The organism is Streptomyces sp. NBC_00094, from assembly GCF_026343125.1.
Lineage (GTDB): Bacteria > Actinomycetota > Actinomycetes > Streptomycetales > Streptomycetaceae > Streptomyces.
In genome coordinates this window covers 8,039,989-8,063,456 of record NZ_JAPEMB010000001.1, presented here as the reverse complement: position 1 = coordinate 8,063,456, position 23,468 = coordinate 8,039,989, and the positions used below count along the sequence as shown (strand labels likewise).

The 23,468-nt window shown below is 70.8% G+C and carries 23 protein-coding genes, 1 tRNA gene and 2 pseudogenes; 10 read left to right on the top strand and 16 right to left on the bottom strand.

Annotated features, from left to right (window positions below; genetic code table 11):
* Positions 1-5 precede the first annotated feature (5 nt).
* Genes OG580_RS35590 through OG580_RS35575 form a run of 4 tightly spaced genes read left to right on the top strand, consistent with a single transcriptional unit; the run spans position 6 to position 4,001 of the window.
* Positions 6-1,364, top strand: a complete 1,359-nt coding sequence (locus OG580_RS35590) for an L-fuconate dehydratase (protein ID WP_267047785.1) — start codon at positions 6-8, stop codon at positions 1,362-1,364.
* A complete protein-coding gene (locus tag OG580_RS35585; RefSeq protein WP_267047784.1) occupies positions 1,361-2,116 on the top strand; it encodes an SDR family NAD(P)-dependent oxidoreductase in 756 nt (251 codons plus the stop codon). Before OG580_RS35590 ends, OG580_RS35585 begins: the two co-directional genes overlap by 4 nt.
* Complete coding sequence (locus tag OG580_RS35580) at positions 2,116-3,144, top strand: aldo/keto reductase (RefSeq protein ID WP_267047783.1); 1,029 nt, start codon at positions 2,116-2,118, stop codon at positions 3,142-3,144. The genes OG580_RS35585 and OG580_RS35580 overlap by 1 nt, the downstream gene beginning before the upstream one ends.
* Positions 3,141-4,001, top strand: a complete 861-nt coding sequence (locus tag OG580_RS35575; protein WP_267047782.1) for an amidohydrolase — start codon at positions 3,141-3,143, stop codon at positions 3,999-4,001. Before OG580_RS35580 ends, OG580_RS35575 begins: the two co-directional genes overlap by 4 nt.
* A gap of 60 nt (positions 4,002-4,061) precedes the next feature.
* Here OG580_RS35575 and OG580_RS35570 read toward each other — a convergent pair whose 3' ends face one another.
* The 4 genes from OG580_RS35570 to OG580_RS35555 form a co-directional block, all read right to left on the bottom strand.
* On the bottom strand, positions 4,062-4,775 hold the full coding sequence (locus OG580_RS35570) for a GntR family transcriptional regulator (RefSeq protein ID WP_267047781.1): 714 nt from the start codon (positions 4,773-4,775) through the stop codon (positions 4,062-4,064).
* Positions 4,776-4,897: 122 nt separating this feature from the next.
* Entirely contained in the window at positions 4,898-5,539 is a 642-nt protein-coding gene (locus OG580_RS35565) for an LUD domain-containing protein (protein ID WP_267047780.1), read from the bottom strand.
* The gene (locus tag OG580_RS35560) at positions 5,536-7,077 is read right to left on the bottom strand and encodes a LutB/LldF family L-lactate oxidation iron-sulfur protein (protein WP_267047779.1); all 1,542 of its coding nucleotides are present in this window, start codon (positions 7,075-7,077) and stop codon (positions 5,536-5,538) included. Before OG580_RS35560 ends, OG580_RS35565 begins: the two co-directional genes overlap by 4 nt.
* Positions 7,074-7,841: a (Fe-S)-binding protein gene (locus OG580_RS35555; RefSeq protein ID WP_267047778.1), complete on the bottom strand. Its 768-nt coding sequence runs from the start codon at positions 7,839-7,841 to the stop codon at positions 7,074-7,076. The genes OG580_RS35560 and OG580_RS35555 overlap by 4 nt, the downstream gene beginning before the upstream one ends.
* 335 nt (positions 7,842-8,176) lie before the next feature.
* Between OG580_RS35555 and OG580_RS35550 the strand changes: the two genes are divergently transcribed.
* Complete coding sequence (locus OG580_RS35550; protein ID WP_323182671.1) at positions 8,177-11,014, top strand: glycoside hydrolase N-terminal domain-containing protein; 2,838 nt, start codon at positions 8,177-8,179, stop codon at positions 11,012-11,014.
* A 199-nt stretch (positions 11,015-11,213) separates the two neighbouring features.
* On the opposite strand, the gene OG580_RS35540 is transcribed toward OG580_RS35550, so the two are convergent.
* The gene (locus OG580_RS35540; RefSeq protein ID WP_267047777.1) at positions 11,214-11,642 is read right to left on the bottom strand and encodes a hypothetical protein; all 429 of its coding nucleotides are present in this window, start codon (positions 11,640-11,642) and stop codon (positions 11,214-11,216) included.
* A gap of 395 nt (positions 11,643-12,037) precedes the next feature.
* Here OG580_RS35540 and OG580_RS35535 point away from each other — a divergent pair, with 395 nt between their 5' ends.
* On the top strand, positions 12,038-12,445 hold the full coding sequence (locus tag OG580_RS35535; protein ID WP_267047776.1) for a YciI family protein: 408 nt from the start codon (positions 12,038-12,040) through the stop codon (positions 12,443-12,445).
* 8 nt (positions 12,446-12,453) lie between these two features.
* Entirely contained in the window at positions 12,454-13,638 is a 1,185-nt protein-coding gene (locus tag OG580_RS35530) for an RNA polymerase sigma factor (protein WP_267048233.1), read from the top strand.
* A gap of 55 nt (positions 13,639-13,693) precedes the next feature.
* Here OG580_RS35530 and OG580_RS35525 read toward each other — a convergent pair whose 3' ends face one another.
* From OG580_RS35525 to OG580_RS35515, 3 genes are read right to left on the bottom strand one after another with little or no spacing between them, the layout of a single operon-like run.
* Positions 13,694-14,671 carry an MBL fold metallo-hydrolase gene (locus OG580_RS35525; RefSeq protein ID WP_267047775.1) on the bottom strand — a complete coding sequence of 326 codons (978 nt, stop codon included), beginning with the start codon at positions 14,669-14,671 and terminating at the stop codon, positions 13,694-13,696.
* Positions 14,668-15,126, bottom strand: coding sequence for a PaaI family thioesterase (locus OG580_RS35520; protein ID WP_267047774.1), 459 nt, complete (start codon positions 15,124-15,126; stop codon positions 14,668-14,670). Before OG580_RS35520 ends, OG580_RS35525 begins: the two co-directional genes overlap by 4 nt.
* 48 nt (positions 15,127-15,174) lie before the next feature.
* Entirely contained in the window at positions 15,175-15,792 is a 618-nt protein-coding gene (locus tag OG580_RS35515) for a LysE family translocator (RefSeq protein WP_267047773.1), read from the bottom strand.
* A gap of 111 nt (positions 15,793-15,903) precedes the next feature.
* Between OG580_RS35515 and OG580_RS35510 the strand changes: the two genes are divergently transcribed.
* Both OG580_RS35510 and OG580_RS35505 read left to right on the top strand, forming a co-directional pair.
* Complete coding sequence (locus OG580_RS35510; protein ID WP_267047772.1) at positions 15,904-16,356, top strand: Lrp/AsnC family transcriptional regulator; 453 nt, start codon at positions 15,904-15,906, stop codon at positions 16,354-16,356.
* Positions 16,357-16,516: 160 nt separating this feature from the next.
* Positions 16,517-16,717: pseudogene (locus OG580_RS35505) on the top strand (transposase); the annotation flags it as partial.
* Positions 16,718-16,732: 15 nt separating this feature from the next.
* Here the strand turns inward: OG580_RS35505 and OG580_RS35500 are convergent.
* The 6 genes and pseudogenes from OG580_RS35500 to OG580_RS35480 form a co-directional block, all read right to left on the bottom strand.
* Complete coding sequence (locus tag OG580_RS35500) at positions 16,733-17,113, bottom strand: hypothetical protein (RefSeq protein ID WP_267047771.1); 381 nt, start codon at positions 17,111-17,113, stop codon at positions 16,733-16,735.
* Positions 17,114-17,525: 412 nt separating this feature from the next.
* Positions 17,526-18,173: a DUF4232 domain-containing protein gene (locus tag OG580_RS35495; protein ID WP_267047770.1), complete on the bottom strand. Its 648-nt coding sequence runs from the start codon at positions 18,171-18,173 to the stop codon at positions 17,526-17,528.
* A 364-nt stretch (positions 18,174-18,537) separates the two neighbouring features.
* Positions 18,538-18,697: pseudogene (locus tag OG580_RS36220) on the bottom strand (IS630 family transposase); the annotation flags it as partial.
* A gap of 325 nt (positions 18,698-19,022) precedes the next feature.
* The gene (locus OG580_RS35490; RefSeq protein ID WP_267047769.1) at positions 19,023-19,322 is read right to left on the bottom strand and encodes a hypothetical protein; all 300 of its coding nucleotides are present in this window, start codon (positions 19,320-19,322) and stop codon (positions 19,023-19,025) included.
* A gap of 260 nt (positions 19,323-19,582) precedes the next feature.
* Positions 19,583-20,341 carry a MerR family transcriptional regulator gene (locus tag OG580_RS35485; RefSeq protein WP_267047768.1) on the bottom strand — a complete coding sequence of 253 codons (759 nt, stop codon included), beginning with the start codon at positions 20,339-20,341 and terminating at the stop codon, positions 19,583-19,585.
* A gap of 289 nt (positions 20,342-20,630) precedes the next feature.
* Positions 20,631-21,572 (bottom strand): oxidoreductase, encoded by a 942-nt coding sequence (locus OG580_RS35480; RefSeq protein WP_267047767.1) that lies wholly within the window; start codon positions 21,570-21,572, stop codon positions 20,631-20,633.
* 342 nt (positions 21,573-21,914) lie between these two features.
* On the opposite strand from OG580_RS35480, the gene OG580_RS35475 reads away from it, so the two are divergent.
* Positions 21,915-22,442: a TetR/AcrR family transcriptional regulator gene (locus OG580_RS35475; protein WP_267047766.1), complete on the top strand. Its 528-nt coding sequence runs from the start codon at positions 21,915-21,917 to the stop codon at positions 22,440-22,442.
* A gap of 92 nt (positions 22,443-22,534) precedes the next feature.
* Here OG580_RS35475 and OG580_RS35470 read toward each other — a convergent pair.
* Positions 22,535-22,598, bottom strand: a tRNA-Trp gene (locus OG580_RS35470).
* A gap of 115 nt (positions 22,599-22,713) precedes the next feature.
* Positions 22,714-23,277: a uridine kinase gene (locus OG580_RS35465; RefSeq protein WP_267047765.1), complete on the bottom strand. Its 564-nt coding sequence runs from the start codon at positions 23,275-23,277 to the stop codon at positions 22,714-22,716.
* Between the last annotated feature and the right edge of the window lie 191 nt (positions 23,278-23,468).

Below are 23,468 nucleotides of genomic sequence, written 5' to 3'. Positions count from 1 at the left end.
GCGACATGAGCAACGACACCACGGCACGTCTCACCGACGTCGACGTGATCGACGTCCGCTTCCCCACCTCGCGGGAGCTCGACGGCTCCGACGCGATGAACCCCGATCCCGACTACTCGGCGGCCTACGTCATCCTGCGGACCGACGCGGGCGACGGGCTGGAGGGCCATGCCTTCGCGTTCACCATCGGCCGCGGCAACGAGGTGCAGGCGGCGGCGATCGCCGCACTGCGCCCGCACGTCGTGGGTCTGTCGGTCGACGCGGTGTGCGCCGACCCGGGACTGGTCAGCCGCGCCCTGAACGAGGACAGCCAGCTGCGCTGGCTGGGGCCCGAGAAGGGCGTGATCCACATGGCGATCGGCGCCGTGGTCAACGCCGTCTGGGACCTGGCGGCGAAGCGGGCGGGCAAGCCGGTCTGGAAGCTCCTCGCCGACGCCTCACCGGAATGGCTCGCCCGTCAGGTCGACTACCGGTACATCGAGGACGCCCTGCGCCCCGACGAGGCGGTGGCCCTGCTGCGCGAGGGCAGGAAGGGCGCGGCCGAGCGGGAGGCGCAGCTGCTGGACCGGGGCTACCCCGGCTACACCACCTCGCCCGGGTGGCTCGGCTACTCCGACGAGAAGCTCACCCGCCTCGCCCGCGAGGCCGTCGCCGACGGCTTCACCCAGATCAAGCTGAAGGTCGGCGCCGACCTCGCGGACGACATCCGCCGGATGCGTACGGCGCGCGAGGCCGTCGGCCCGGACATCCGCATCGCGATCGACGCCAACCAGCGCTGGAACATCGCCGAGGCCGTCGCGTGGACCAAGGCCCTCACGGAGTTCGACCCGTACTGGATCGAGGAACCGACGAGCCCCGACGACATCCTCGGCCACGCCACCGTCCGCGAGAGCGTGGCCCCGGTCAAGGTCGCCACCGGCGAGCACGTCCAGAACCGCATCGTTTTCAAGCAGCTCCTCCAGGTCGGCGCGATCGACGTGCTCCAGATCGACGCCGCCCGCGTCGGCGGGGTCAACGAGAACCTCGCCATCCTGCTGCTGGCGGCGAAGTACGGCGTGCCGGTCTGCCCGCACGCGGGCGGCGTCGGTCTGTGCGAACTGGTCCGCCATCTGTCCATGTTCGACTTCGTCGCCCTGTCGGGAACGACGGAGAACCGTGTGATCGAGTACGTGGACCACCTGCACGAGCACTTCATGGACCCGGTGACGATCGTGGACGGGCACTACACGGCCCCGACGCTCCCCGGCTTCTCGTCCGAGATGCACGCCGGGTCGCTCGCCACCTACCGCTACCCGGACGGCGGCTTCTGGGCCGCCGACCTCGCCGCACAGGCGTCCGATCAGCCGAGGGAGACGAACCGATGAGTGAACTGTCCGGACTGAAGGCGCTGGTGACGGGTGGCGCGTCCGGCATCGGCCGGGCGACCGCCGACCTGCTGGCCGAGCGCGGCGCCGACGTCGCCGTACTGGACCTCGACCCGACCGCTGTCGGCGAGCCGCTGCGCGGGTACAAGGCCGACGTGTCCGACGACGTGTCCGTACGCGCCGCGGTGGCCGCCGCGGCCGAGGACCTCGGCGGGCTCGACATCCTCGTCAACAACGCCGGGATCGGCGCGGTGGGGACGGTCGAGGACAACGACGACGAACTGTGGCAGTGGGTCCTCGACGTCAACGTGGTCGGCATGGTCCGCACGACCCGCGCGGCGCTGCCGCATCTGCGGGCGTCCGCGCACGCCGCCGTCGTCAACACCTGCTCGATCGCGGCGACCGCCGGTCTCCAGCAGCGCGCCCTGTACAGCGCGAGCAAGGGCGCGGTGCTGTCCCTGACGCTGGCGATGGCGGCGGACCACGTGCGGGAGGGCATCCGGGTCAACTGCGTCAACCCGGGCACGGCGGACACCCCGTGGGTGGGCCGCCTCCTCGACCAGGCCGCGGATCCGACCGCCGAGCGGGCCGCCCTGAACGCGCGCCAGCCCATGGGCCGGCTCGTCTCCGCCGAGGAGGTCGCCGCCGCGATCGTGTACCTGGCGAGCCCGGCCGCCGCCTCCGTCACGGGGACCGCGCTGGCGGTCGACGGCGGGATGCAGGGGCTGCGGTTGCGCCCGGAGGCCAGGTGATGACCCCCGCCGGGGAGAACGGTACGGGGGCCGTGCTGCCCTGCCGTCCCCTCGGCGACAGCGGGGTCCTGGTCACGGCCCTCGGTTTCGGCGGCGCGGCGGTCGCGGGGCTGTACGAGGACGTGGGCGAGGAGGAGGCGGCCGCTGCCGTGGAAGCGGCCTGGGACGCCGGTATCCGCTACTTCGACACCGCTCCGCACTACGGCCTCGGCCTGTCGGAACGCCGACTCGGCGCGGCACTGCGGAACCGGCCCCGTCACGCGTACACCCTGTCCACCAAAGTGGGCCGGGTCCTCGAACCGTACGACGGCGGGGGCGACGACCGGGCCAACGGCTTCGCCGTCCCGGCCACCCACCGGCGCCGCTGGGACTTCAGCGCCGACGGTGTCCGCCGGTCCCTGGAGGACAGCCTCACCCGTCTTGGCCTCGACCGGATCGACCTGGTCCTCCTCCACGACCCCGACGACCACGCGGAGCAGGCGTTCGGCGAGGCGTACCCGGCTCTCGAGGAGCTCCGCTCCCAGGGGGTCGTGGGGGCCATCGGTGTCGGGATGAACCGGACGGGGATGCTGACGCGGTTCGTGCGGGACACCGATGTCGACGCGGTGCTGTGCGCGGGTCGGTACACCCTGCTCGAACAGGGGGCGTCGGAGGACCTGCTCCCCGCCGCCGAGGCGGCGGGGAAGAGCGTGATCATCGGAGGGGTGTTCAACTCCGGCCTGTTGGCGGCGCCCGCTCCGGGTGTCACCTACGACTACGCCGAAGCCTCCGACGAACTCGTCGGCCGGGCCCTGCGGATGGGGAACGTCACGGAGGCGGCCGGGGTGCCGCTGCGGGCGGCGGCACTCCGCTTCCCCTTCGGACACCCGGCGGTCGCCTCGGTGCTGGTCGGGGCGCGCTCGGCGGACCAGGTCCGCGACGCGGCGGAGCAGTTCGGCCGCCTCCTGCCCGCCGACGTGTGGGAGGACCTGCGCGCCGAGGGGCTGCTGCCGGCCGGTGTGCCGGTGCCGGAGAGGCGGGCGCCGTGACCCTCGTCGACGCCCATCACCACCTGTGGGACCTCGGGGTTCGCGACCAGACCTGGATCACCGGGCCGGAACTCGCCCCGTTGCGGCGTTCGTTCCTCCTTCCGGAGCTGGAGGCGGAGGCCCGGGCCGCCGGGGTGACGGCGACGGTCCTGGTCCAGACGGTCACCGTCGCCGAGGAGACCCCGGAATTCCTCGCCCTGGCCGCCCGGAGCGCACTCGTCGGGGCGGTGGTCGGCTGGACCGACCTCACCTCCCCCGGTGTCGCGGACGAACTGGCCCGGCTGCGGTCGCTGCCCGGCGGCGGGTTCCTCCGCTCGATCCGCCACCAGGTCCAGGGCGAGGCCGACCCGGAGTGGCTGACCCGGCCCGAGGTGATGCGGGGGTTGCGCGCGGTGGCCGCGGCCGGGCTCGCGTACGACCTGGTCGTGCTGCCGCACCAACTGCCGGCCGCGACGCGGGCGGCTGCGGCGGTTCCGGGGCTCACCTTCGTCCTGGACCATCTCGGCAAGCCACCGGTCGCGTCCGGGCGGCTCGGGCCGTGGTCGGACCGGGTGCGGGAGCTGGCCGCCCTGCCGAACACCGTGTGCAAGCTGTCCGGGCTTGTGACCGAGGCGGACTGGCGGTCCTGGACCGTGGCCGGTCTCGCGCCGTACGCCGACACGGTGCTCGATCTCTTCGGCCCGCGGCGCGTGATGTTCGGCTCGGACTGGCCGGTGTGCACGCTCGCGGCGAGCTACGGCGAGGTCGTCGACCTCACCGGGGAGCTGATCGCGGCGCTCTCCGCCGCCGAGCGGGACGCGGTGTGGTCCGGGACCGCGCGGAGGGTGTACCGGATGCCGAGGACGGCCTCCGAGTGACGCTGCCGGCAGCGCGATCCCGCTGCCTCCTCGGTCCTCCTGGGTGCCGGGCCGGCTCGGTCACTCCTCGTCGAACCGGCTGAGCTGGCGCTCCAGGCTGCGGGTGAGGTGGTCCCTCATCGCCTCGGCAGCCCGGTCGGCGCTGCGGCGCAGTATGGCCCGGACGACCCGATCGTGCTCCGTCGCGGTCGGGTCGTCGGCGTGGGGCAGGCTGCTGAGGCGGAAGATGTGCAGATGCGAGTGGAGCCGTTCGACCGCGTCCGCGAGCAGGGGCCGGTGGGCCGCTTGGGCGACGGCGTCGTGGAAGCGCTGGTCCAGCCCGGCGAAGTCGCGGTAGGCGGCGTAGGGACCGCTCGGTCCCGGGTGGGACTGCATGTCCTCCTGGATCGCCTCCAGGACGTCCAGCTGGCCCTCGTCGGCGTTGAGCGCGGCCAGCGCCGCCGCGTGCGGTTCCAGGAGCATGCGCATCTCGAAGAGCTCCTCGACGCCGTCCCTCGTCAGCAGCTCGGTCGCCCGGTATCCGGAGAGCGAGCGCTTGACGACGAGGCCGTCGGCCTCCAGGCGGGCCAGTGCTTCACGGATGGGAGTCGGCGAGACATCGAGGCCGCGCGCCAGGGCCTCGATACCCACGCGGGCGCCGGGGGCGATCTCGTGGTCCATGACCATCGCCTTGATCCGCTCGTACACGCTGTCGGAGAGGACCTGGCGGGCGGGCGGCGGCGCCGGGCGGCCGGTCCTCCCGGACGCGGAGACGGACGGGTCGTCTGCCGGCATCCGGGACTCCTCCGTGGTACGACGTGTCGGGGCGGGGCCAGTTTACCCGGGGCGTGATCACGTACGACGGTGGCGGGCCGACCGCGACGGGCGCCGACACCCGCCTCGGTTCGGGCGTCGGCTCAGGCGTCGGTACGGACGACCACGATCAGGGTGCGGGGGCCGTGGACGCCCTCCACACGCTCCAGCTCGATGTCGGAGGTGGCGGACGGTCCGCTGATCAACGTGGTCGGCCGTTCGGGCACCAGCCGGGCCAGGGCCTCCGGGACGCCGACGGCGACCTGGGAGAGGTCCACCACGCACACGTGGGCATCGGGTACGAGGGTCAGCGCGCGGCGGCCCTGGTCGGCCGAGCCGTCGAGGAAGATCGTCCCGGTCTCGGCACAGCCCGCCGCCGAGGCCGTCACCACGGCGTCGAGTGCCGAGAGGTCCGGGGCGGGTACGTCGGCCCGGTCCTCGACCGCTTCGCCGTGCCAGTCGACGAGCCAGGCGGGGTCCAGTCCGGCGGGGAAGCCGACGCGGGAGGCGGAGAGGCGGGTGAGGACGGAGGCGAGGGTGGCCGGGGTCTCGGCGGACGTGCAGGTGTGCACCTGGGCCTGGTAGTCGACGAGTCGGTCGGTGAACAGACCGAGCCGCTCGTCGTCCGGCAGGGTGCGGCCCCGCCGGTAGTCGCGGGGCACGGCGACGGGGCTCCGGGGGGCCAGGCCCAGCGCGTCGTGGACACGGCCGAGCACGGTGTCGCGTGCGGTGTCGCGTGTGGTCATCGTTCCCCCTCGGGGGTCTCGTCGAGGTCCTGGTGTTCGGCGGCGGCCGCGAGGGCGCGCCGTCCCTCCTCGGAGGCGTACCAGTCGCGGAAGGTCCGGCGAGGCGGGGCGGGGGTGTCCCGGCTCTCGCTCCAGCCGCTCAGCGGTGGTGGGAGACGCGAGATCGTCCCGTCACGCCCGGCGGCGATCCGACCGATCGCGGCGGCCTTCTGCGCCGCCCGGTAGAGCTTCGGGCGGCCCATGACGGCGGCCACTGCCTTCATCGCGAGCTGTTCGGCGCCGCGTCCTGTCCGCTCGGTGGTCTGGTGGCGCAGTTCCACGAGCAGGGACGGGATGTCGATCTTGACGGGGCAGGCGTCGTAGCAGGCTCCGCACAGCGTCGAGGCGTACGGCAGCGAGGCGTTGGGGTCGTCCTTCGCGGCGTGGGTGCCGGCGAGCTGCGGGGTGAGGACGGCACCGATCGGGCCGGGGTAGGTCGAGCCGTACGCGTGTCCTCCGACCCGTTCGTAGACCGGGCAGACGTTGAGGCAGGCCGAGCAGCGGATGCAGTTGAGGGCCTCCCGGCCGACGGCGTCGGCGAGCGCGGCGGTGCGTCCGTTGTCGAGGAGGACCAGGTGGAACTCCTGCGGCCCGTCGCCGGGGGTCACTCCGGTCCACAGCGTGGTGTACGGGTTCATGCGCTCGCCGGTGGAGGAGCGGGGCAGCAGCTGGAGGAAGACCTCCAGGTCGGCGTAGCGGGGCAGGACCTTCTCGATGCCCATGACGGTGATCAGCGTCTTCGGGAGGGTCAGACACATCCGGCCGTTGCCCTCGGACTCCACGACGGACAGGGTGCCGGTCTCGGCGATGCCGAAGTTGGCGCCCGAGACGGCCACGGGGACGGTCATGAACTTCTCGCGCAGGTACGCCCGCGCGGCGGCGGCGAGTTCGGCGGGGACGGAGGTCAGGTCGGGGTCGACACCCGGGATCCGTTCGAGGAAGATGCGGCGGATCTCCTCGCGGTTGCGGTGGATCGCGGGAACGAGGATGTGGGAGGGGCGGTCGTCGGCGAGCTGCACGATCAGTTCGGCGAGGTCGGTCTCGTGAGCGGTGACGCCCTGGCTCTCCAGGTACTCGTTGAGGCCGATCTCCTGGGTGGCCATCGACTTGACCTTGATGACCTCCCGGCTGCCGGTGGCGGCGACCAGCTCGGCGACGAGGGCGTTCGCCTCCGCGGCATCCCGGGCCCAGTGCACGGTGCCGCCGGCCTCGGTGACCTTCGCCTCCAGCTGTTCGAGGAGTTCGGGCAGCCGGCTCATGGCCTCGTTCTTGAGGGCGGCTCCGGCGGAGCGCAGTTCCTCCCAGTCGGGGAGTTCGGCGGTGACGGCGAGCCGCTTGGCGCGGATGGTGCGCGTCGCCTTGTGGAGGTTGTCGCGCAGTTGCCGGTTGCCCAGTTCGCGCGCGGCGGCCTGCGGGAACGCCTGGTCGCCGCGCAGATGGCCCTCGCCGTACGGGGAACGGGGCGGCCTGGCCGGCATCCCGAGGAACGTGCTGCTCATCGTGCGGCCTCCGTCAGGGCGTGGGGCGCGGTGTGGGTGGCCGCGAGGATCTCGGCGAGGTGCAGCGTGCGTGTCCCGGAACTGATCCGGGACAGGCCGCCGCCGATGTGCATGAGGCAGGAGGAGTCGCCCGCGGTGCACACGGCGGCGCCCGTGGAGGTCACATGGTCGAGTTTGTCGGCCAGCATGGCGGAGGAGGTGGCGGCGTTCTTGACGGCGAAGGTGCCTCCGAAGCCGCAGCAGGCGTCGGCCTCGGGGAGTTCGACGAGGTCGATGCCTTCGACCTCGCGCAGCAGTCGCAGCGGTTTGTCGCCCACCCGCAGCATCCGAAGGGAGTGGCATGTGGGGTGGTAGGTGACGCGGTGGGGGAAGTACGCGCCGACGTCGACGGTACCGGCGACGTCGACCAGGAACTCGGAGAGCTCGTACGTCTTGTCCTTCACCGCCGCGACCCCGGCGCGCAGCGCCGCGTCGCCGTAGCGGTCGGCCACGGTCATGTGCTGGTGCCGGACGCACCCGGCGCAGGAACCGGAGGGCATGACGACGGCGTCGATGGAGGTGTCGCCGAACTGCTCCGCGAAGTTCCTGATCAGCGGCACGGGTTCGCGCTGGTAGCCGGTGTTGAGGTGCATCTGTCCGCAGCAGGTCTGGTCCGGTGGGAAGACCAGTTCGTGGCCGAGGCGGCTCAGCAGCAGAGCCGTCGCCCGCACCGCGTCGGGAAACAGGGTGTCCCCCAGGCAGGTGGCGAAGAGTCCGATGCGCATGTGGTCCTCCTCAGGGAAAAGTATGGTCCGACCTTACGGGGGTCGAACCGAAATCACCAGGAGCCCGCCACGGAGCGGTCATACTCGCGAGCCATCTGCATCCCATAGGAAAGCACCCTCTACCGGCAGCCACCGCGAGGTCACCACCTCTTATCTTTCGGCAGATACACCAGCAAACCACCCCTCTTGGCGGAGCATTCGAGTTCGCCCGCCGCGCATGGCGATTTTTCCTATAGGGATTTTCGTCGAATCTCTTGACGTCCCTTCCTGACTGGCGTGCACTTCTGCCCTGTCGCCGACTCCGGCCCGCACCCCCTAGAAGGAGCCGTCAGGCCATGACCTCCCACCCCCGTGCCCACTCCGCCGCCGAAGAGCCGGCGGACGTGTCCCGTCGCGGACTGCTGCGCGCAGCCGCTTCCCTCGGCGCGGTGTTCGCGCTCTCGTCGCTGCCCGAGTTCACCGCGCCGGCCGCCGCCGCCGCGCGCACCGCCGGCAGCCTGGCGCTGGTGCCCGAAAGCGAGGCGGTCACGCTCTGGTACGCACAGCCCGGCACCGAGGCCGAGGTGATCGAGGAGGGTCTGCCCGTCGGCAACGGCCGACTCGGAGCCCTGGTGACCGGCGACCCCTCACACGACTGCCTGGTCCTCGCGGACGCGACCCTGTGGACCGGTCACGCCAACGCCGTCCTGCAGTCCGACGGTCAGTTCTCGTACGACGCGGGCGGCTTCGGCACGTTCGGCATGCTCGCCAAGGCCTACCTCGACATCCCGGCCCACACCACGACGGCGATCACCGACTACCGTCGCACGCTGGACATGAGCAACGGCCTGGTCACGGCCTCGTACAAGCTGGGTGGCGTGACCTATCGGCGGGAGGTGTTCTCGAGCCACCCGGACGACGTGATCATCGTCCGCCTGACCCAGAGCGGCGGCGGTTCCTACACCGGCTCGATGACGCTCGCGGGCACCCGCGGCGAGACGGTCTCCCGGAACGCCCAGGCCGCGGAGGTGTCGTTCGCGACCGCTCTGCCGAACACACTCACGTACGCGACCCTGGTCAAGGCCGTCGGCACCGGCGGCACCGTGTCGGCCACCGGCGCCAAGGTGACGTTCGGCAACTGCACCGAGGTCGTGCTCGTGCTCTCCGGCGGCACCAACTACAAGGCCGACCACTCCGTCGCGTACAAGAACACCTCCCTCGTACCGCTGACCGTCGCCCGCGCCAAGGCCTCGCGGGCCGCCGCGGTCGCGGGCTCGACCCTGCTCGCCACGCACGTCGCCGACTTCCAGGACCTCCAGCAGCGGATGGCGGTGAACCTGGGCGTCTCCACGGCGGCGCAGCGGGCCCTGGACACCCCCGCCCGGCTCGCCGCGCGTGCGGCCGGTGCGACCCCGGACCCCGAGCTGGAAGCCTCCTACCTGCAGTTCGGCCGCTACCTGACGATCACCGGATCGCGCGGCAGCCTGCCGACCAACCTCCAGGGCCTGTGGGTCGACAGCAACGAGCCCCCGTGGTTCTCCGACTACCACAACGACGTCAACATCGAGATGAACTACTGGCTGCCCGACCGGGTCGGCCTGCCCGAGTGCTTCGACGCGCTCACCGACTACTGTGTCGCCCAGCTGCCGGGGTGGCGGGCGGCCACCACGAACCTCTTCCAGGACCCTCGCAACCGGTACCGCAACACCTCCGGCCGGGTGGCCGGGTGGACCCTGGCCTTCTCGACCAACGTCTGGGGCGGCAACGGCTGGTGGTGGCACCCGGCCGGCAACGCCTGGATCTGCAACTCGCTCTACGAGCACTACGAGTACACCCAGGACACCGCGCACCTCGCCAGGATCTACCCGCTGCTCAAGGGCGCCTGCGAGTTCTGGGAGGCGCGACTGGTCACGATGACCGTGGCGGGGCGCGAGGTCCTGGTCGACGACCACGACTGGTCGCCGGAGCACGGTCCGGAGGACACCCGTGGCAACACCTACGCCCAGGAACTGGTCTGGCAGCTGTTCGCGAACTTCCGTGCCGCGGCCGCCCTGCTCGGCAACGACGCCGCGTACGCCTCCACCATCGGGGGGCTCCAGGACAAGCTCTACATGCCGCAGGTCAGCGCCACGAGCGGTTGGCTCGAGGAGTGGATGAGCGATGACAACCTCGGCGACACCACCCACCGTCACCTCTCCGCGCACATGGGCCTCTTCCCGGGCGACCGCATCAACCTCCAGGACTCCCCCGCCGCTCTCGTCACGGGCGCCACCAAGCTGCTGGAGGCCCGGGGCCTCGCGAGCTACGGCTGGGCCAGCGCCTGGCGTGCCTTGTGCTGGGCGCGGCTGAAGCACGCCGAGAAGGCGTACGACCTCATGCTCTCCGTGCTGCAGCCGACGGGGAGCGCGGCCGCCGGCACCGCGATCAACATGTTCGACATGTACCGCTACGGCAGCGGCTACATCTTCCAGATCGACGGCAACTACGGCACACCGGCCGCGATGGTCGAGATGCTGGTCCAGTCCCGCCCGGGCCGGGTCGAGCTGCTGCCCGCCCTGCCGAAGGCGTGGGCGGCCTCCGGCTCGGTCACCGGCATCGGGGTGCGGGGCGGTCTCACCGTCGACCTGAGCTGGTCTTCGGGGCAGGTCACCAGCGCCACGCTGCGCGGCACGGCCGGCCGTTCGACGAAGGTGGTCTTCGGTTCGTGGAGCCAGACCGTGACCATCCCTTCGGCGGGCTCAGTCACCGTCACGCCGCCCGCGCAGTACGACGTCTTCCAGTTGATCAACCGCAACTCGGGACGGGCGATCGACGTCCCCAACGCCTCCACCTCGGCCGGCACGGTACTGATCCAGTACACCCCGAGCTCGTCCGCCAACCAGCAGTTCCGCTTCATCCCGGTCGGAGGCGGGCTCTACGAGATCTCCACCACGCACGGCGGCACCCCGCTGGCGTGGGACATCGGCGGCGGCTCGTCGGCCGACGGCGCGCCGCTCCTCCAGTGGCACACGTCGCACGCCACCAACCAGCAGTGGGAGATCACCGACACGGGCGACGGACACGTCGTCATCACCTGCGCCCGCAGCGGCAAGGTGCTGGGCGTGACCGGCGACTCGACGGCCGACCTCGCGACGATCGAGCAGCAGACGGCCGACGGCGGCACCGGCCAGCAGTGGCGGCGGATCGGCCACTAGGTTCTGTCGGGGATCCGGGGCGCTCGGACTCCAGGAGCGGGTCCGCCCAGGGCCGGTCCGTGGGGGGCTTCGGCGTCGGCCTGCTGCGATGTCGGCGTAGAGCTCGGTGTGGGGTCCGGCGGGGTCGCCGCGGTGGTCGACGGACCACCTCAGCGTCGTTGCAGGTGGCGGAGGCCCTCAGGAGACCCGCCGCCCGAGATCACGGGAAGTACAGGGCGGCCTTCTCCAGTACATGGCCCGTGAACATGCCGCCCCAGACGACCCGGCCCCGGTACATCGTGGTCCGGACCGTGTCCGGGGTGGTCTCGACCGTGAGGGGGCGGCTGATCAGCGTCGCGTCGAGGATCCGGGCGTCCTGGGCGGCCCACTGGGCCGCCTGGGGCTGGACGCGCGCGCTCACCAGGGCGGGGAGCACCAGTGCCGCGTTACGGGCACCGGGTATGCCGCCGCGCAGGCTCTTGGCGTAGCTCATGGCCCAGGCGGTGAAATCCCCCAGGGTGGCCGCATCGATCTCGGGGACGGTGGTCGCGAAGACGAACAGCTCGGCCTTCGTCCCGAACCAGCGGACCTTGCGGTCGGCGCGGCAGCCTGTCACCACCCGGCGGTCGTTCCAGTGAGGCAAGGTCACGGTGCAACCGTCGGCCGTCAGCCGTTCGTGTAGCGCTGTGAGGTACGTGGCCGACGCGTCGGCGGTCGGTTCGGTCGCATGCGGGTTCATGCGTGGATCCTCCAACACCCTTGGCAGGCAAGGGAAGAGGAGCACCGGCCAGGCTCCGAGCACTGGGGCGGCGCCCGGGAGGAGCGATGAGGGGCAGCCTCGGACCATCGGCCGGGCGCGGCCTCCAGCTCGGCGGTCCGTATGGCCCGGGCGCCTCGCCCAGGCCGGTAGCCAGACGGCCCTCCCGGGCTCATCCGCGAAAGCCCGAAAGAAATTCGGACGGCGATGTCGAGAACCCGCGTCGGGCTCCGTCCCCGAGGTGAACGCGACCACAATGGGCCGCACCCGCACCGAGGAGAACCACGATGGCCAAGTACCTGCTGCTGAAGCACTACCGCGGCGCCCCGGCTCCGGTCAACGACGTACCGATGGACCAGTGGAGCCCGGAGGAGATCTCGGCCCATATGCAGTACATGAACGACTTCGCGGCCCGGCTGGAGAAGACAGGCGAGTTCGTCGCCGGTCAGGCGCTCGCCCCCGAGGGAGCGTGGGTCCGCTACGACGGCGAGGGCCGCCCGCCGGTCACCGACGGACCGTTCGCGGAGACCAAGGATCTCATCGCCGGCTGGATGATCATCGACGTCGACAGCTACGAGCGCGCCGTCGAGCTGGCCGGAGAGCTGTCGGCCGCCCCCGGGGCGGGCGGCAAGCCGATCCACGAATGGCTGGAGGTACGCCCGTTCCTGGCCGCGCCGCCCACCATCACGGAGTGACGTCACCGATGGACGAGGCCCTGCTCAGGAGCCTCACACCGAGTGTGCTCACCGTCCTCGTCCGCCGCGGAGCCGACTTCGCGGCGGCGGAGGACGCCGTGCAGGACGCTCTGGTCGAAGCGCTCCGGATCTGGCCGGCCGACCCGTCCCCGAGCTCACGGGTCCGCTCGAGCGCGGGAGAGCCCCTTCGGGATGCCAAGGGCTGGCTCATCACCGTGGCCTGGCGCAAGTTCCTCGACACGACACGCGCCGACGCCGCCCGCCGCCGGCGTGAGGACCGCGTCGAGGAGGAGCCGGCACCCGGGCCCGCGCCCGCGCTGGACGACACGCTCCAGCTCTACTTCCTGTGCGCTCACCCGTCGCTGACCCCGGCGTCGGCGGTCGCGCTCACGCTGCGTGCCGTCGGCGGGCTGACCACGCGCCAGATCGCCCAGGCCTACCTGGTGCCCGAGGCGACCATGGCGCAGCGCATCAGCCGGGCCAAGCGCACCGTCTCCGGAGTGCGCTTCGACCAGCCCGGCGACGTCGCCACCGTCCTGCGCGTCCTCTACCTCGTGTTCAACGAGGGCTACTCCGGCGACGTCGACCTCGCCGCCGAGGCGATCCGGCTCACCCGGCAGCTCGCGGCCCGTGTAGACCACCCCGAGGCGGCGGGGCTACTCGCCCTCATACTGCTCCACCACGCCCGGCGGGCCGCCCGGACCGCGCCCGACGGCAGCCTCGTGCCGCTCGCCGAGCAGGACCGCGGCCGCTGGGACACCGCGTTGATCGCCGAGGGCGTCGAGATCCTCCAGGCGGCCCTCGCCCGCGACCGGCTGGGCGAGTTCCAGGCCCAGGCCGCCATCGCGGCACTCCACGCCGACGCGCCCACCGCAGAGGAGACCGACTGGGTGCAGATCGTCGAGTGGTACGACGAGCTCACGCGCCTGACCGACAGCCCCGTCGTCCGGCTCAACCGCGCGGTCGCCGTCGGGCAGGCCGACGGGCCGCGCGCCGGCCTGGCGGTACTCGCGGCGCTGGACGCCTCACTGCCCCGCCACGCCGCGGTGGCGGCGTACCTCCATGAGCGCGACGGCGACCTCGTGACAGCGGCACGGCTGTACGCCGAGGCGGCCCACACAGCACCCAACCTCGCCGAACGCGACCACCTGACACGCCAGGCCGCCCGGCTCAACGCCCACCGACACCACTGACGGGACGCGCTCGGATTACCCCGCCTCCGCGGCCCGCCCCTCGTTCCACCGCAGGTCAGCGCGGCCCGGTCGCCGGCCAGGCTCGTGGGTAGGGCACGCGCAACGCTTCGGCCGCCACTGTGGTGTGGTCGGCGGCGGCGCGCAGGCGTCCGTCGCGCAGGACGATCGCACCGCCGGCGAGCATCGTCGTGACCAGTTCTGTGGCGAGGGCCTCGGAAGTCACGTCCAGGAGGCGTGCGGCATCGGTGACCCAGGCGCGGGCGTGGAGGTACGGCTCGATCGCGTCGGCCGGCATGCCGTCGCGGATCATCAGGGCGAAGGCGAGGATCCTGCGCGCGCCGTACCAGACCGCTCCGTCGGGGTCGTCGACGAGGCGCTGGGCACGTCGCAGGGCGGCCGCGAAGGCGGCGGCCGGGTCGGCGACGATCGGCCCGTGGGAGGGGAGGATCACGCGCGGAGCGAGGTCGGCCAACCGCTTGAGGGAGACGAGGGCCGTGGTGGTGGCATCGAGGCCGTCGAGCGCGAGGTTGACCCAGCCGACGTCGTAGTCCGACAGCGCGTCCCCGACGACGAGGAGCCGTTCCTCCGGCTGCCACAGGGCGAGGTGGCCCGGGGTGTGGCCGGGGGTGCGTACGACTTCCCAGTCGGTGTCCCCGAGGCGGAGGACCTGCCCGTCGTCGAGCGCGAGGTCGACGGTGTACGGGGCGACGGGCTGGTCGAGGTACTCGGCCGCGCAGCATCCGGGGTCGCGGCGGGAGACGGCCTCGGCCTCCGGGGCTCCGGCGGCGACGGCGGCGCCCCTGGCCTGGAGGAGTGCGTTGCCGCCGACGTGGTCGGAGTGCCAGTGGGTGTTGACGACCAGGTCGACGCCGCCGGCGTGCGCGCGAGCCCAGGCGACGGTCTCCTCCGCGTGACCGACGAACCCGGTGTCGATCAGGGCTGGTTGCCGTCCGTGCAGCAGCAGGGTGTTGGCGTCGGGGAAGGGGCGCTGCCACCACGTCAGCCAGGACGGCAGAGAGGGCTGCGGGTTCACTCGACGGGCCTGTCGACGCGGATCAGGGTCTGCTGGCCGTTGGCGACGAGCTTCCGCTCGCCGTCGCCCTGGACGCCGTACACCTCCAACTGGCAGACGGTCAGGGTGCGTCCGGTCTTCAGGACGGTGCCGATCGCTTCGAGGTGGTCGCCGGCGGCGGGCGCGAGGAGGTTGATCTTGTACTCGACGGTGAGGACCTCGGAGTCCTCGTCGAACAGCGTGAGCGCCGCGTAGCCACCGGCGCTGTCCGCGATGGCGCTGGTGGCACCGGCATGGACGTAGCCGTGCTGTTGGGTCACCTCGGGACGGGCCGGGAGCACGATGTGGACGCGACCGGGGCCGATATGGGCGAGGCGCGCGCCGAGGTGGGCCATGAGGCCCTGCAGATCGAAGCTGTCCTGGATGCGTTTCCGGGCTGCGGGGCTCGCCTGTTCCTGCCGCGTCTGGTCTTCCACGTGCATGCCCTCCTTCGGGACCGTGTCGGGTGGAGCGGGACGGGGTCTTCAGCCGGCCAGGCGTTCCACCAGCAGGAAGGCGCCGATGGCGATCATCATGGCACCACTGATGCGGGTGACGACCCGGGCGGCCGAGGGCCGGGTCCTGAGGACCGTGCGGGCCAGGACGCCGACGGCGAGGTAGACGACGGCGCACGCGGTCAGGTGCACGGTGCTGAGCAGACCGGTCTGCGCGGCGGCCGGCCAGCCGTCGGCGGTGTCGATGAACTGCGGGAACAGCGAGAAGTACAGCAACAGCGCCTTCGGGTTCAGGCCGCTGATCCCGGCTCCTTTGAGCATGACCTGCATACGGGAGGCGTCCGTGCTCTCTCCGGCGGCCGCCGGTACGGCCGGCTGCCTCAGAACACCCCAGCCCAGCCACAGCAGGTAGCCGGCGCCCGCCAAGGTCAGGGCGGTGAGCACGGCCGGGGAGCTCGCCACGATCACCGCCAGGCCCGCGACGGCCACCAGCGCGTAGGCCGCGTGTCCGGCGATCAGCCCTGTGACGGCCGGGACGACGGAGCGTTCCCGCAGTCCGGCGGAGATCGCGTAGGCCCAGTCCGCGCCCGGAGTGAACACCAGCAACAGATCCACCACCAGGAAGGCTGCCAGTGTCGTCGTATCCATCGTTCGTTCCCTCTCGCATTTCTTGCTCTGGAGGGAAGGCTAGGCCGGTTACGCCCGAAGGTGTTTGCGTCTTTACTTCATGATCGCGCCATGTGAGGGAGAATCTTCTCCATGGACGCCCTGGACCGGAAGATTCTTACCGAGCTGCAGCTCGACGGCCGCCTGACCATCACCGAGCTGGCCGCCCGCGTGAAGCTCAGCGTCTCGCCCTGCCACCGCCGGCTGCGCGACCTCGAACGCGAGGGCGCGATCCGCGGCTACCGCGCCGTAGTCGACCCGGCCGCCGTCGGCCTGAACTTCGAGGCCCTCGTGTTCGCCACCCTGCGCTGGGAGGACGCGGACACCGTCACGGCCTTCGAGGAAGCCGTGGCCGCCATCCCGCACGTGCTTCAGGCACAGCGCCTGTTCGGCGAGCCCGACTACCTCCTGCGGATCGCGACCGCGGACCTGGCCGCGTTCCAGGAGCTGTACGACCGGCAGCTCGCACGTCTGCCCGGGGTCCAGCGCCTGACCTCCACACTCGTCATGAAGAACGTCATCGACGATCGCCCTCTGCCCGAGTAGCCGCCTTCGCAGGCTGTCACGGTTGCGGACGCGCATCAGGAGGGCGTGCGGGTTGTCGTGGACGGCCCACGCCGGGGTTACGCAGGAATGGCCTTGGCCTCCGGGCGCTACGGATGGAGCCGCCGAACGCCGGGGCCTGGGCTACGGAGTGGACCGCCGGCCGGACAGCCCCTGGCAACGGCGAACGAACGGCAACACCAACGGCCTGCTCCGCCAGTACTTCCCGAAGGGAACCGACCTGTCCCGGCACTGGCGCGAACACCCGGACGCCGTCGCTGCCGAGCTGAACCACAGGCCGCGCAAGACGCTCGGCTGGGACACCCCAGCCGAGCGCCTGCACGGACTTCTCACCGCCACATGAGAGTGGACACCTGGGTCAGGTCTTGATGGGCGTGGTGAGGGCCGGGGTGCTGACCACCCTCGCGCAGATGGCGTAGACCTTCAGGGTTCCCGGGTTGGTGGTGTCCGTGTTCGACGCGAAGGCCCACCAGGCCTCACCGCTGATCGGCTGGGTCGAGTGCAGCAGGTACCGGTCGGCGTGCGAGTTGCCCGCGATCACGCTGGCGCCTCCACCGGTCCGGGTTTCGCCGGGCGGGCAGGAGGCCATGGCCGAAGCCCTGCCGGGGTAGCCGCCGGAGGCGACCGGAATGGTCACCGTTTCCTCCACGACGCGCACGATGTCGTCGGCCTGCGCCACAGCGGCCGGCCCCATCACCAGCGCCGCGGATGCGGCGGCTACGAGACACTTCTTCAGCACGAGATGCCCTGCTTTCGCTCGGTGTCAGGAAGAGACGTCACACCCGGTGTGACGTCTCAGCTCTATCGCCATACCGGAACGAATCTTCGGACGACATTTCGAAACACGCTCATGTGGTGGAAGAGATCCACTCCGTCAGCCGACTCCCGGCTGGGGTGGGGCGCATCCCGTCCTGCACCCCGGCGTGCCCGGCTTAGGCATCTCAACCGGGCCCATCGAGCTACACGCCTGCAGACGTCGTTGATCTTGTCTTGCGACGACCGCAGCCCCGTCGCGCTTCAGCCTGCCCACTCCCCCGACCTGCGGGCCCAGACCCTCCCCGCGGGTGCGTAGCGCGGACGGGGCAGGCCTCGCCGGCTTGGAGCGCGCTGGGTGCCCGCGCCTCGCGTTCGAAGGTGCCGGAGGAGGCTGCCTACAGGCTCAGCGCGTCCTCGGCGTCATCCATCCAGGCGGTGACGGAGTTGTCGTCGGAGACGTTCAGACCGGGCGTCGAGGCCTTGAGCGGCACCTGCTTCAGGTCGGACTCCGTGTTCATGGTCATCGCGATCGAAGAGACCGTGTCGCTCCCGACGCCTTTCAGACCGCCCATGAGCCCCGCGTAGGCAGACTGCCCCGGTGCGAGCCGGATCGCCTCCTCGATGCCGGGTGCCGTGCCGCGCTCCGTCGCCTGCCCGTCCAGGTCGCCGAAGGTCACGACCGGGTGGCCGAGCACCCGGCACGGCTTGCCGGACTTGTTGGTGATCTTCAGCAGGTAGCTGCTGGTCGTGGGCTCGGCCAGACTCGCGGTGAACGTCACGTCGTAGGTGCTGCAGGGAAAGACGTCGTAGTCCGGATCGGTCGACGGCGACGCGGGCTTTGCAGGCGTCGTCGGCGCCGAAGGCTTGACCGGCTTCGACGGCTTGACCGGCGCGGACGGAGAGGCAGACGGGGAGGTGGAGGCGGTGGGAGCCGAGGACGGCACACCGCTCCCACCCACAGCGCCTTCCTCGGAGGGCCCACATGCACTCAGGGCCAGTACGGAAACGGCGACGAGGACGGCGGATCTGCGAACGGCGCTCATGGTGGTACCCCCTCGATGACAACACACGAACCGCACTGCGGTGGACACCAGGCTCCCGCGCGCGCTTCACAGTTCGGTGACAGCGCCTTGCCGAATTCACCACGGTTCACCCCACGACGCCGCCTCGCCCCAGCCGCCGCGGGCTCCTTCCCCACGAGGTCACGACCCGCTCGGTGAAGGGCTGTATGTGGGGTCGAGCCACGAAGCCTGCGGAACCCCTATGGAGATGACCCTGGAGGGACGAGGTCGTTGCTCTGCGACCCAGGCCGCAGAGTAGCGACGAGCGGCGCGAAGAGCGCTAGAAAGCCGGACGGGGCCTATAGCCGGTAGCCGGTAGCCGGTAGGGGGTCTCAGAGGGCTGCGCGAGTGTCGCTGGCTTCGCCACCGGCTTGCCCTGCGTGGACAACAGGTCCATCTGGGCTCGCCGCCAGGCCACTACCGGCCCGCTGCCTCGCCGGATGATTCCGCAGCAGGCGCTGCCCCTCGTCGTGATCAAACTCGCGCACCCGTACTCGTTCCGCCACCCGACCAGGGTGGCGGTCACGTGGGCTGAAGCAGCGTCAGTCCTCGGCATCCTGCGCGTCAACAGCTGCCAGCGTCACGGTGCCGTCGTCCGCGACCGACCAGCCGGGGCTGTGGCACACCTCCCAGCGGTGGCCCGTCCAAGTCGAGCAGGGGTGTCCAGCCCAAACTATGACTGTAGAACTGGCGGCCGGCCTTCACATCCCTGACACCCAATGTCACCAGGTTCACCTGCTGGTTCATGAACCACCCCCATGCGGGAGTCGGAGATCGTCGTCCAGCCGCAACGCTGACGCGGCGACAGGGCGAACGTCGCCTGATGCGACACTAGTTGATCGTGTCAGGAAGCTCAGGAGACTTCGTGTCGGCCACCAGCTCGGCCAGCTGGAAGAAGTACTCGAACTCGGAGAGACGCCCATTGACCCGAACGAAGTAGGACCGGTCCGAGCACCTGAACACCTCGCGCCGCTTGACCTTCGTGACGTCACGGTCATAGGTGTTCACCCTCTTCGCGAACTCCGTCAACGCCTCCTCCACGCTGCCTTCAAACTCGGCGAGCGTACGAACGCTGGACGCTTCAGCGGCGACCCCTCCAACGGGGGTGGCAAGGACTATCCACCGGGACATAGCTGAGCCCCACTCTCTCGGTCTGCTGGTCAATGACCGTCACGATCTTGGCACTCTCTCAACGTGGCGTGGCTTTGCTCATGACTTCCGTCAGCAATTGTTCAGCTTGTTGGGGGGCGGTCTTTCGTGAGGGAAGTCGTTGTTCATGAGAACGGGCAGCGCCCTGCTGAGGCGGGCGCGGCCAGTCCTCGGGATCGAACATCGCCGGCCCGCCGCGACACGGCGCAGCCGCCCTTCCTCGATGGCGGCTGCGCTGTGTCTCAGTTCAGCCGGGTGGTGGCGTAGGCCTCGATGGCGTCGCGCTGGTACGCGGCCAGGCCAGGAACGATGGCCTCGTATGCGGCGCGCCACGTCTCGTTGTCGACGATGGAGCGCCCGATGGCCCGGTAGTCCTCGGCGGAGACAGCGTGCAGTTCGGCCAGTGCCCGGTACTGGGCGTCGATCTCGGCCTGGACCGGGTCGGCGTCGGCCGGGTGGCCCGCGGCCATGAGTTCAGCCAGCCGGATCATCTGCGCGGTGCGCTCACGGTGTCCGGCGTCGGCGTCGGCCTGGCTCATCGCGCCGGCGCGTCGTGCGACCTCTTCGGCGAGTTCGGGGAAGTCACGCATGTTCTCCTCGTACTGGGAGGGCGTCACGCCCTCGAAGAGGTTCTCCGGTCGGTTGATGGTCATGGGGTTGCCGTCCTTCCTGGACTGCTCCAGTTCGGCGATCGTGCGGGAACCCGTGCCGGCCAGCGCGTCGAGCCGGTCCCGTTCCGCGAGGAGGCGCTGGTGGTGGCCCCGCAGGGCATCCACCTCGTCGACCTGTTCAGACAGGATCCGGCCGATCTCCGGCACCCCGACGCCCAGCGCCCGCAACACGAGGATCTGTTGCAACCGCAGGAGCTGGCGCTCCTCGTAGTAGCGGCGTCCATTGGCGCCGATCCGGGCGGGCGGCAGCAGGCCTGTCTCGTCATAGTGGCGCAGTGTCCGGGCGGTAACGCTCGACATCCGGGCCACCTCCGCGATCGACCAGTCCATCACGACTCCTGCACGTGTGTATCGCCGGGCCGGTGTCTCCGGCCCTGGTCACGACGGTAGAAGCTGCCGCAACGGCAACTTCAACCCCGAGCCCCTCGCCGACGACCGCCCTGCCGGGACCACACCTGCAGGGCGATCACGCTTTCACTCATCGGCGCACTCAGTGCCGCGCCAGTCGGCATTTTCCACGTCGCCCAGCACCTACCCCTGGGTGCCGCGGGCCCGAGGCGCGTCATCGGCCATCACTCGGCCCGACCGTGACTGGTCGGCAAGGTGCGCGCAAGGGAACTCAATTCCGAGTGGGCGGTTCGGTGGGCAACGCGTAGTGCACGCCGGTGAGCTGTTCCGAGAGCACCCAGAGTCGGTGGGCGGTGGCGGAGTCCTGGATGGCACGTTCCCGGTCACGCAGGGCGGGCTCGCCTCGGAGTTGGAACGGCCCATCGGGCGCGACGTAGCTCCCCCCAGGCAGGTCGGGGACGGTTGAGGCGTACAGGGAGGTCTTGGCGCCATCCGGTGTGGGGCGAAAAGCGATACGCAGGAGCAGGGTCGTGAGGATCCCGTATGCGCGGCCCCGTGCGCCGTTGGCGCCTCCGGTGAGCACGTTGGACCGCGTGAGTCCGGGGGCGACGGCCATGCTGCGCAGCCTCAGCCCGGCCGCGTCGGCCCTTCGCTGCAGTTCCATGGCGAAGTAGAGGTTCGCCCGCTTGGACTGTACGTAGGCGAAGGCTGCTCGGTAGCGACGCTCGGCGTTGAGGTTGGCCATGTCGAAGCGAGCGAATCGCTGGCCCTCGCTGCTGACGGTGACCACGCGCGGGTCGGCAGCGGCCAGCAGGTGCGGCATGAGCAGGCCGGTGAGTGCGAACGTACCGAGGTGGTTGATGCCGAACTGGGACTCGAAGCCGTCGACGGTCCGGGAGAAGGGCACCATGGCGACCCCGGCGTTGTTGACCAGGAGATCGAGTCGGTCGTGATCCCAGCCCTCGGCGAAGCCGCGGATGGATTCCAAGTCGGCGAGGTCGAGCATGCGCAGTTCGGTGCGGGCACCGGGCACCTCGGTTCGCAGTCGTTCCACTGCGTCCCGCCCGCGTTCGTGGCTGCGGCAGGCCAGGACGACATGGGCGCCGCGGTGGGCGAGTTCACGAGCGGTGGCGTACCCGATGCCGCTGTTGGCGCCGGTGACGACAACCAGGCGTCCCGACTGGTCAGGGATGGCCTCCGGTGTCCAGTTCATGCGCGGAGCCGTCTGCGGCGTCGAGTCAGCAGAGCGCCGACCGGCCAGGCGGCGGCGCTCGGCGCTGCCCGTGCCTTCGCCGTGACGGTCGGGCAGCGGAACTCGGGCGCCCGTACGGGAATCACGGGGCATGGGGACCTCGATTCGTGGCGGTGAGGAGTGTCTACGGCCTTGAAAGAGCGCAACCGTATTGCAACCCAAAGTTGCGATAGCCTGATCCTGTCGTACGTTTCACCATCAACGCAACTAGGAGTTGCAATGGAGTCTGCCGATTCGCCCTCCCGACGCGCTCCCGCTGTCGGGCGAGGCAGCAAGATGCGTGCCGCCGTACTGGAGGCGACCATGGCCGAGCTCACGGAGAACGGGTACGCCGCGCTGACCGTCGAGCGCGTAGCCCAGCGGGCGGGCGTGCACAAGACGACGATCTACCGGAACTGGAAGGACTCGGACCGCCTTGTCGCCGACGCGTTGGCGAGGCACTTCGCCGGGGACATCCCGATCCCCGACACCGGGGCGGTGGAGAGCGACTTGCAAGCACTGGCCCGCTCGCTCATCGCCACCATGACCACACAGGCAGGGCGGGCCTTGCTTGCCACCGTCCTTTCGGACGCCGTGCGCATCCCGCAGCTCGCCGAAGTCAAGCACACGCTCTTCAACGACCGGTTCCGGCGAGCGGAACCCGTTGTCACCCGCGCCATTGAGCGCGGCGAACTTCCCCCGGATACCGACCCGACCGAACTCCTCAAGACCCTCGCCGCGCCGATCTACTTCCGGCTGGTGTTCACCGGCGAGCCGGTCGATGAGGGGACCGCAGACCGTGCGGTGCGCGTTGCACTCGCCGCGGCGCACGCCCGCGCGCTGCCGGCATGAACGAGGTGGCCTGCCACACGATCACACTGTCGGCAGACCTGATGGCACCCGGTATTGCAGAGGCCGTCCGGCTACCTCTGCCCGAGGGGCGGAACCTGCCGGAGTCGTACCGGCGTTCTCTCGGTTCTGGAGACCGCGCGCGTCGACCTCTGCGCTCGTACGGTCGTCACGAACACCCGGCAGGACGGGTGCCCTTGAGGCCGTTTCCGCGCCCCGCATGCGTGCGGGACCTGCCCCGACACCGCGGACGCACTCGGTCCGCCCGCGAGGGTCAGGGCGTGAACGGGTGAACGGCCAGGAACTCCCGGACTTCGCGGAGAATCGTCGAGGGTGGGAGGGTGCCGTCGACGACGAGCTGGGCCCGACCCCTGGCCGGGGCGACGTGTGTCTCGTGAGCCTGGCGGGTGCGGTCGTAGCCGCGGAGGGTGGTGCGGAGATCTTTTCCCTCTTCGGCCTTGCGCAGCAGTTTGCGGGTGAGGCGGATGTCGGCCGGGGCGTCGACGTAGACGGTCCAGGCCGCCCGGCGCTCCAGCTCGGACAGGGCAAAGGCGAAGATGCCTTCCACGACGATCAGCGAGGCTTCGTCGACGGCAGACACAGCGGCCTCGATACGAGCGGTGTCGAGGGCCTCCGGGTTGCTGAAGTCGACGACGCGGCCCTCCCCGTCGAAGCGCGGAACGGTCGGCGCCAGGGCCGGATCGGTGTGGTAGCAGAGGTCGAGATGGACCACGCCCGCACCGGGGATCTCCTTGGCCAGGGAGCGCGCCAGGTCAGTCTTCCCCGATCCGGCGCCGCCGCCGATGAGCAGGATGGGGGGCGCGTGCCGGGAGTTCATGCGGCACCTCACTCCGTGATGCGGGAACGGAACCAAGAACTCTAGGGCCGGCTCGGCAACGAGGGTGGGTGTTTCGGTGAGCCGGCACCGTACTCGCGCACCCCGACCGCCACCAGCGCACCGACCATCATCGGCAACACCATCGTGCAGCGCCACTGGAGGCCGCCTTCGAGGCCGGGGGCACGGCACAC

What these genes read in the sequence shown, in the direction of transcription:
- OG580_RS35590 (WP_267047785.1), top strand. Translation starts at nt 6, where the DNA reads ATGAGCAACGACACCACGGCACGTCTCACCGACGTCGACGTGATCGAC.
- OG580_RS35585 (WP_267047784.1), top strand. Translation starts at nt 1,361, where the DNA reads ATGAGTGAACTGTCCGGACTGAAGGCGCTGGTGACGGGTGGCGCGTCC.
- OG580_RS35580 (WP_267047783.1), top strand. Translation starts at nt 2,116, where the DNA reads ATGACCCCCGCCGGGGAGAACGGTACGGGGGCCGTGCTGCCCTGCCGT.
- OG580_RS35570 (WP_267047781.1), bottom strand. Translation starts at nt 4,775, where the DNA reads ATGCCGGCAGACGACCCGTCCGTCTCCGCGTCCGGGAGGACCGGCCGC.
- OG580_RS35565 (WP_267047780.1), bottom strand. Translation starts at nt 5,539, where the DNA reads ATGACCACACGCGACACCGCACGCGACACCGTGCTCGGCCGTGTCCAC.
- OG580_RS35560 (WP_267047779.1), bottom strand. Translation starts at nt 7,077, where the DNA reads ATGAGCAGCACGTTCCTCGGGATGCCGGCCAGGCCGCCCCGTTCCCCG.
- OG580_RS35555 (WP_267047778.1), bottom strand. Translation starts at nt 7,841, where the DNA reads ATGCGCATCGGACTCTTCGCCACCTGCCTGGGGGACACCCTGTTTCCC.
- OG580_RS35550 (WP_323182671.1), top strand. Translation starts at nt 8,177, where the DNA reads ATGACCTCCCACCCCCGTGCCCACTCCGCCGCCGAAGAGCCGGCGGAC.
- OG580_RS35535 (WP_267047776.1), top strand. Translation starts at nt 12,038, where the DNA reads ATGGCCAAGTACCTGCTGCTGAAGCACTACCGCGGCGCCCCGGCTCCG.
- OG580_RS35530 (WP_267048233.1), top strand. Translation starts at nt 12,454, where the DNA reads ATGGACGAGGCCCTGCTCAGGAGCCTCACACCGAGTGTGCTCACCGTC.
- OG580_RS35515 (WP_267047773.1), bottom strand. Translation starts at nt 15,792, where the DNA reads ATGGATACGACGACACTGGCAGCCTTCCTGGTGGTGGATCTGTTGCTG.
- OG580_RS35510 (WP_267047772.1), top strand. Translation starts at nt 15,904, where the DNA reads ATGGACGCCCTGGACCGGAAGATTCTTACCGAGCTGCAGCTCGACGGC.
- OG580_RS35495 (WP_267047770.1), bottom strand. Translation starts at nt 18,173, where the DNA reads ATGAGCGCCGTTCGCAGATCCGCCGTCCTCGTCGCCGTTTCCGTACTG.
- OG580_RS35490 (WP_267047769.1), bottom strand. Translation starts at nt 19,322, where the DNA reads ATGTCCCGGTGGATAGTCCTTGCCACCCCCGTTGGAGGGGTCGCCGCT.
- OG580_RS35485 (WP_267047768.1), bottom strand. Translation starts at nt 20,341, where the DNA reads ATGGACTGGTCGATCGCGGAGGTGGCCCGGATGTCGAGCGTTACCGCC.
- OG580_RS35480 (WP_267047767.1), bottom strand. Translation starts at nt 21,572, where the DNA reads ATGAACTGGACACCGGAGGCCATCCCTGACCAGTCGGGACGCCTGGTT.
- OG580_RS35475 (WP_267047766.1), top strand. Translation starts at nt 21,915, where the DNA reads ATGGCCGAGCTCACGGAGAACGGGTACGCCGCGCTGACCGTCGAGCGC.
- OG580_RS35465 (WP_267047765.1), bottom strand. Translation starts at nt 23,277, where the DNA reads ATGAACTCCCGGCACGCGCCCCCCATCCTGCTCATCGGCGGCGGCGCC.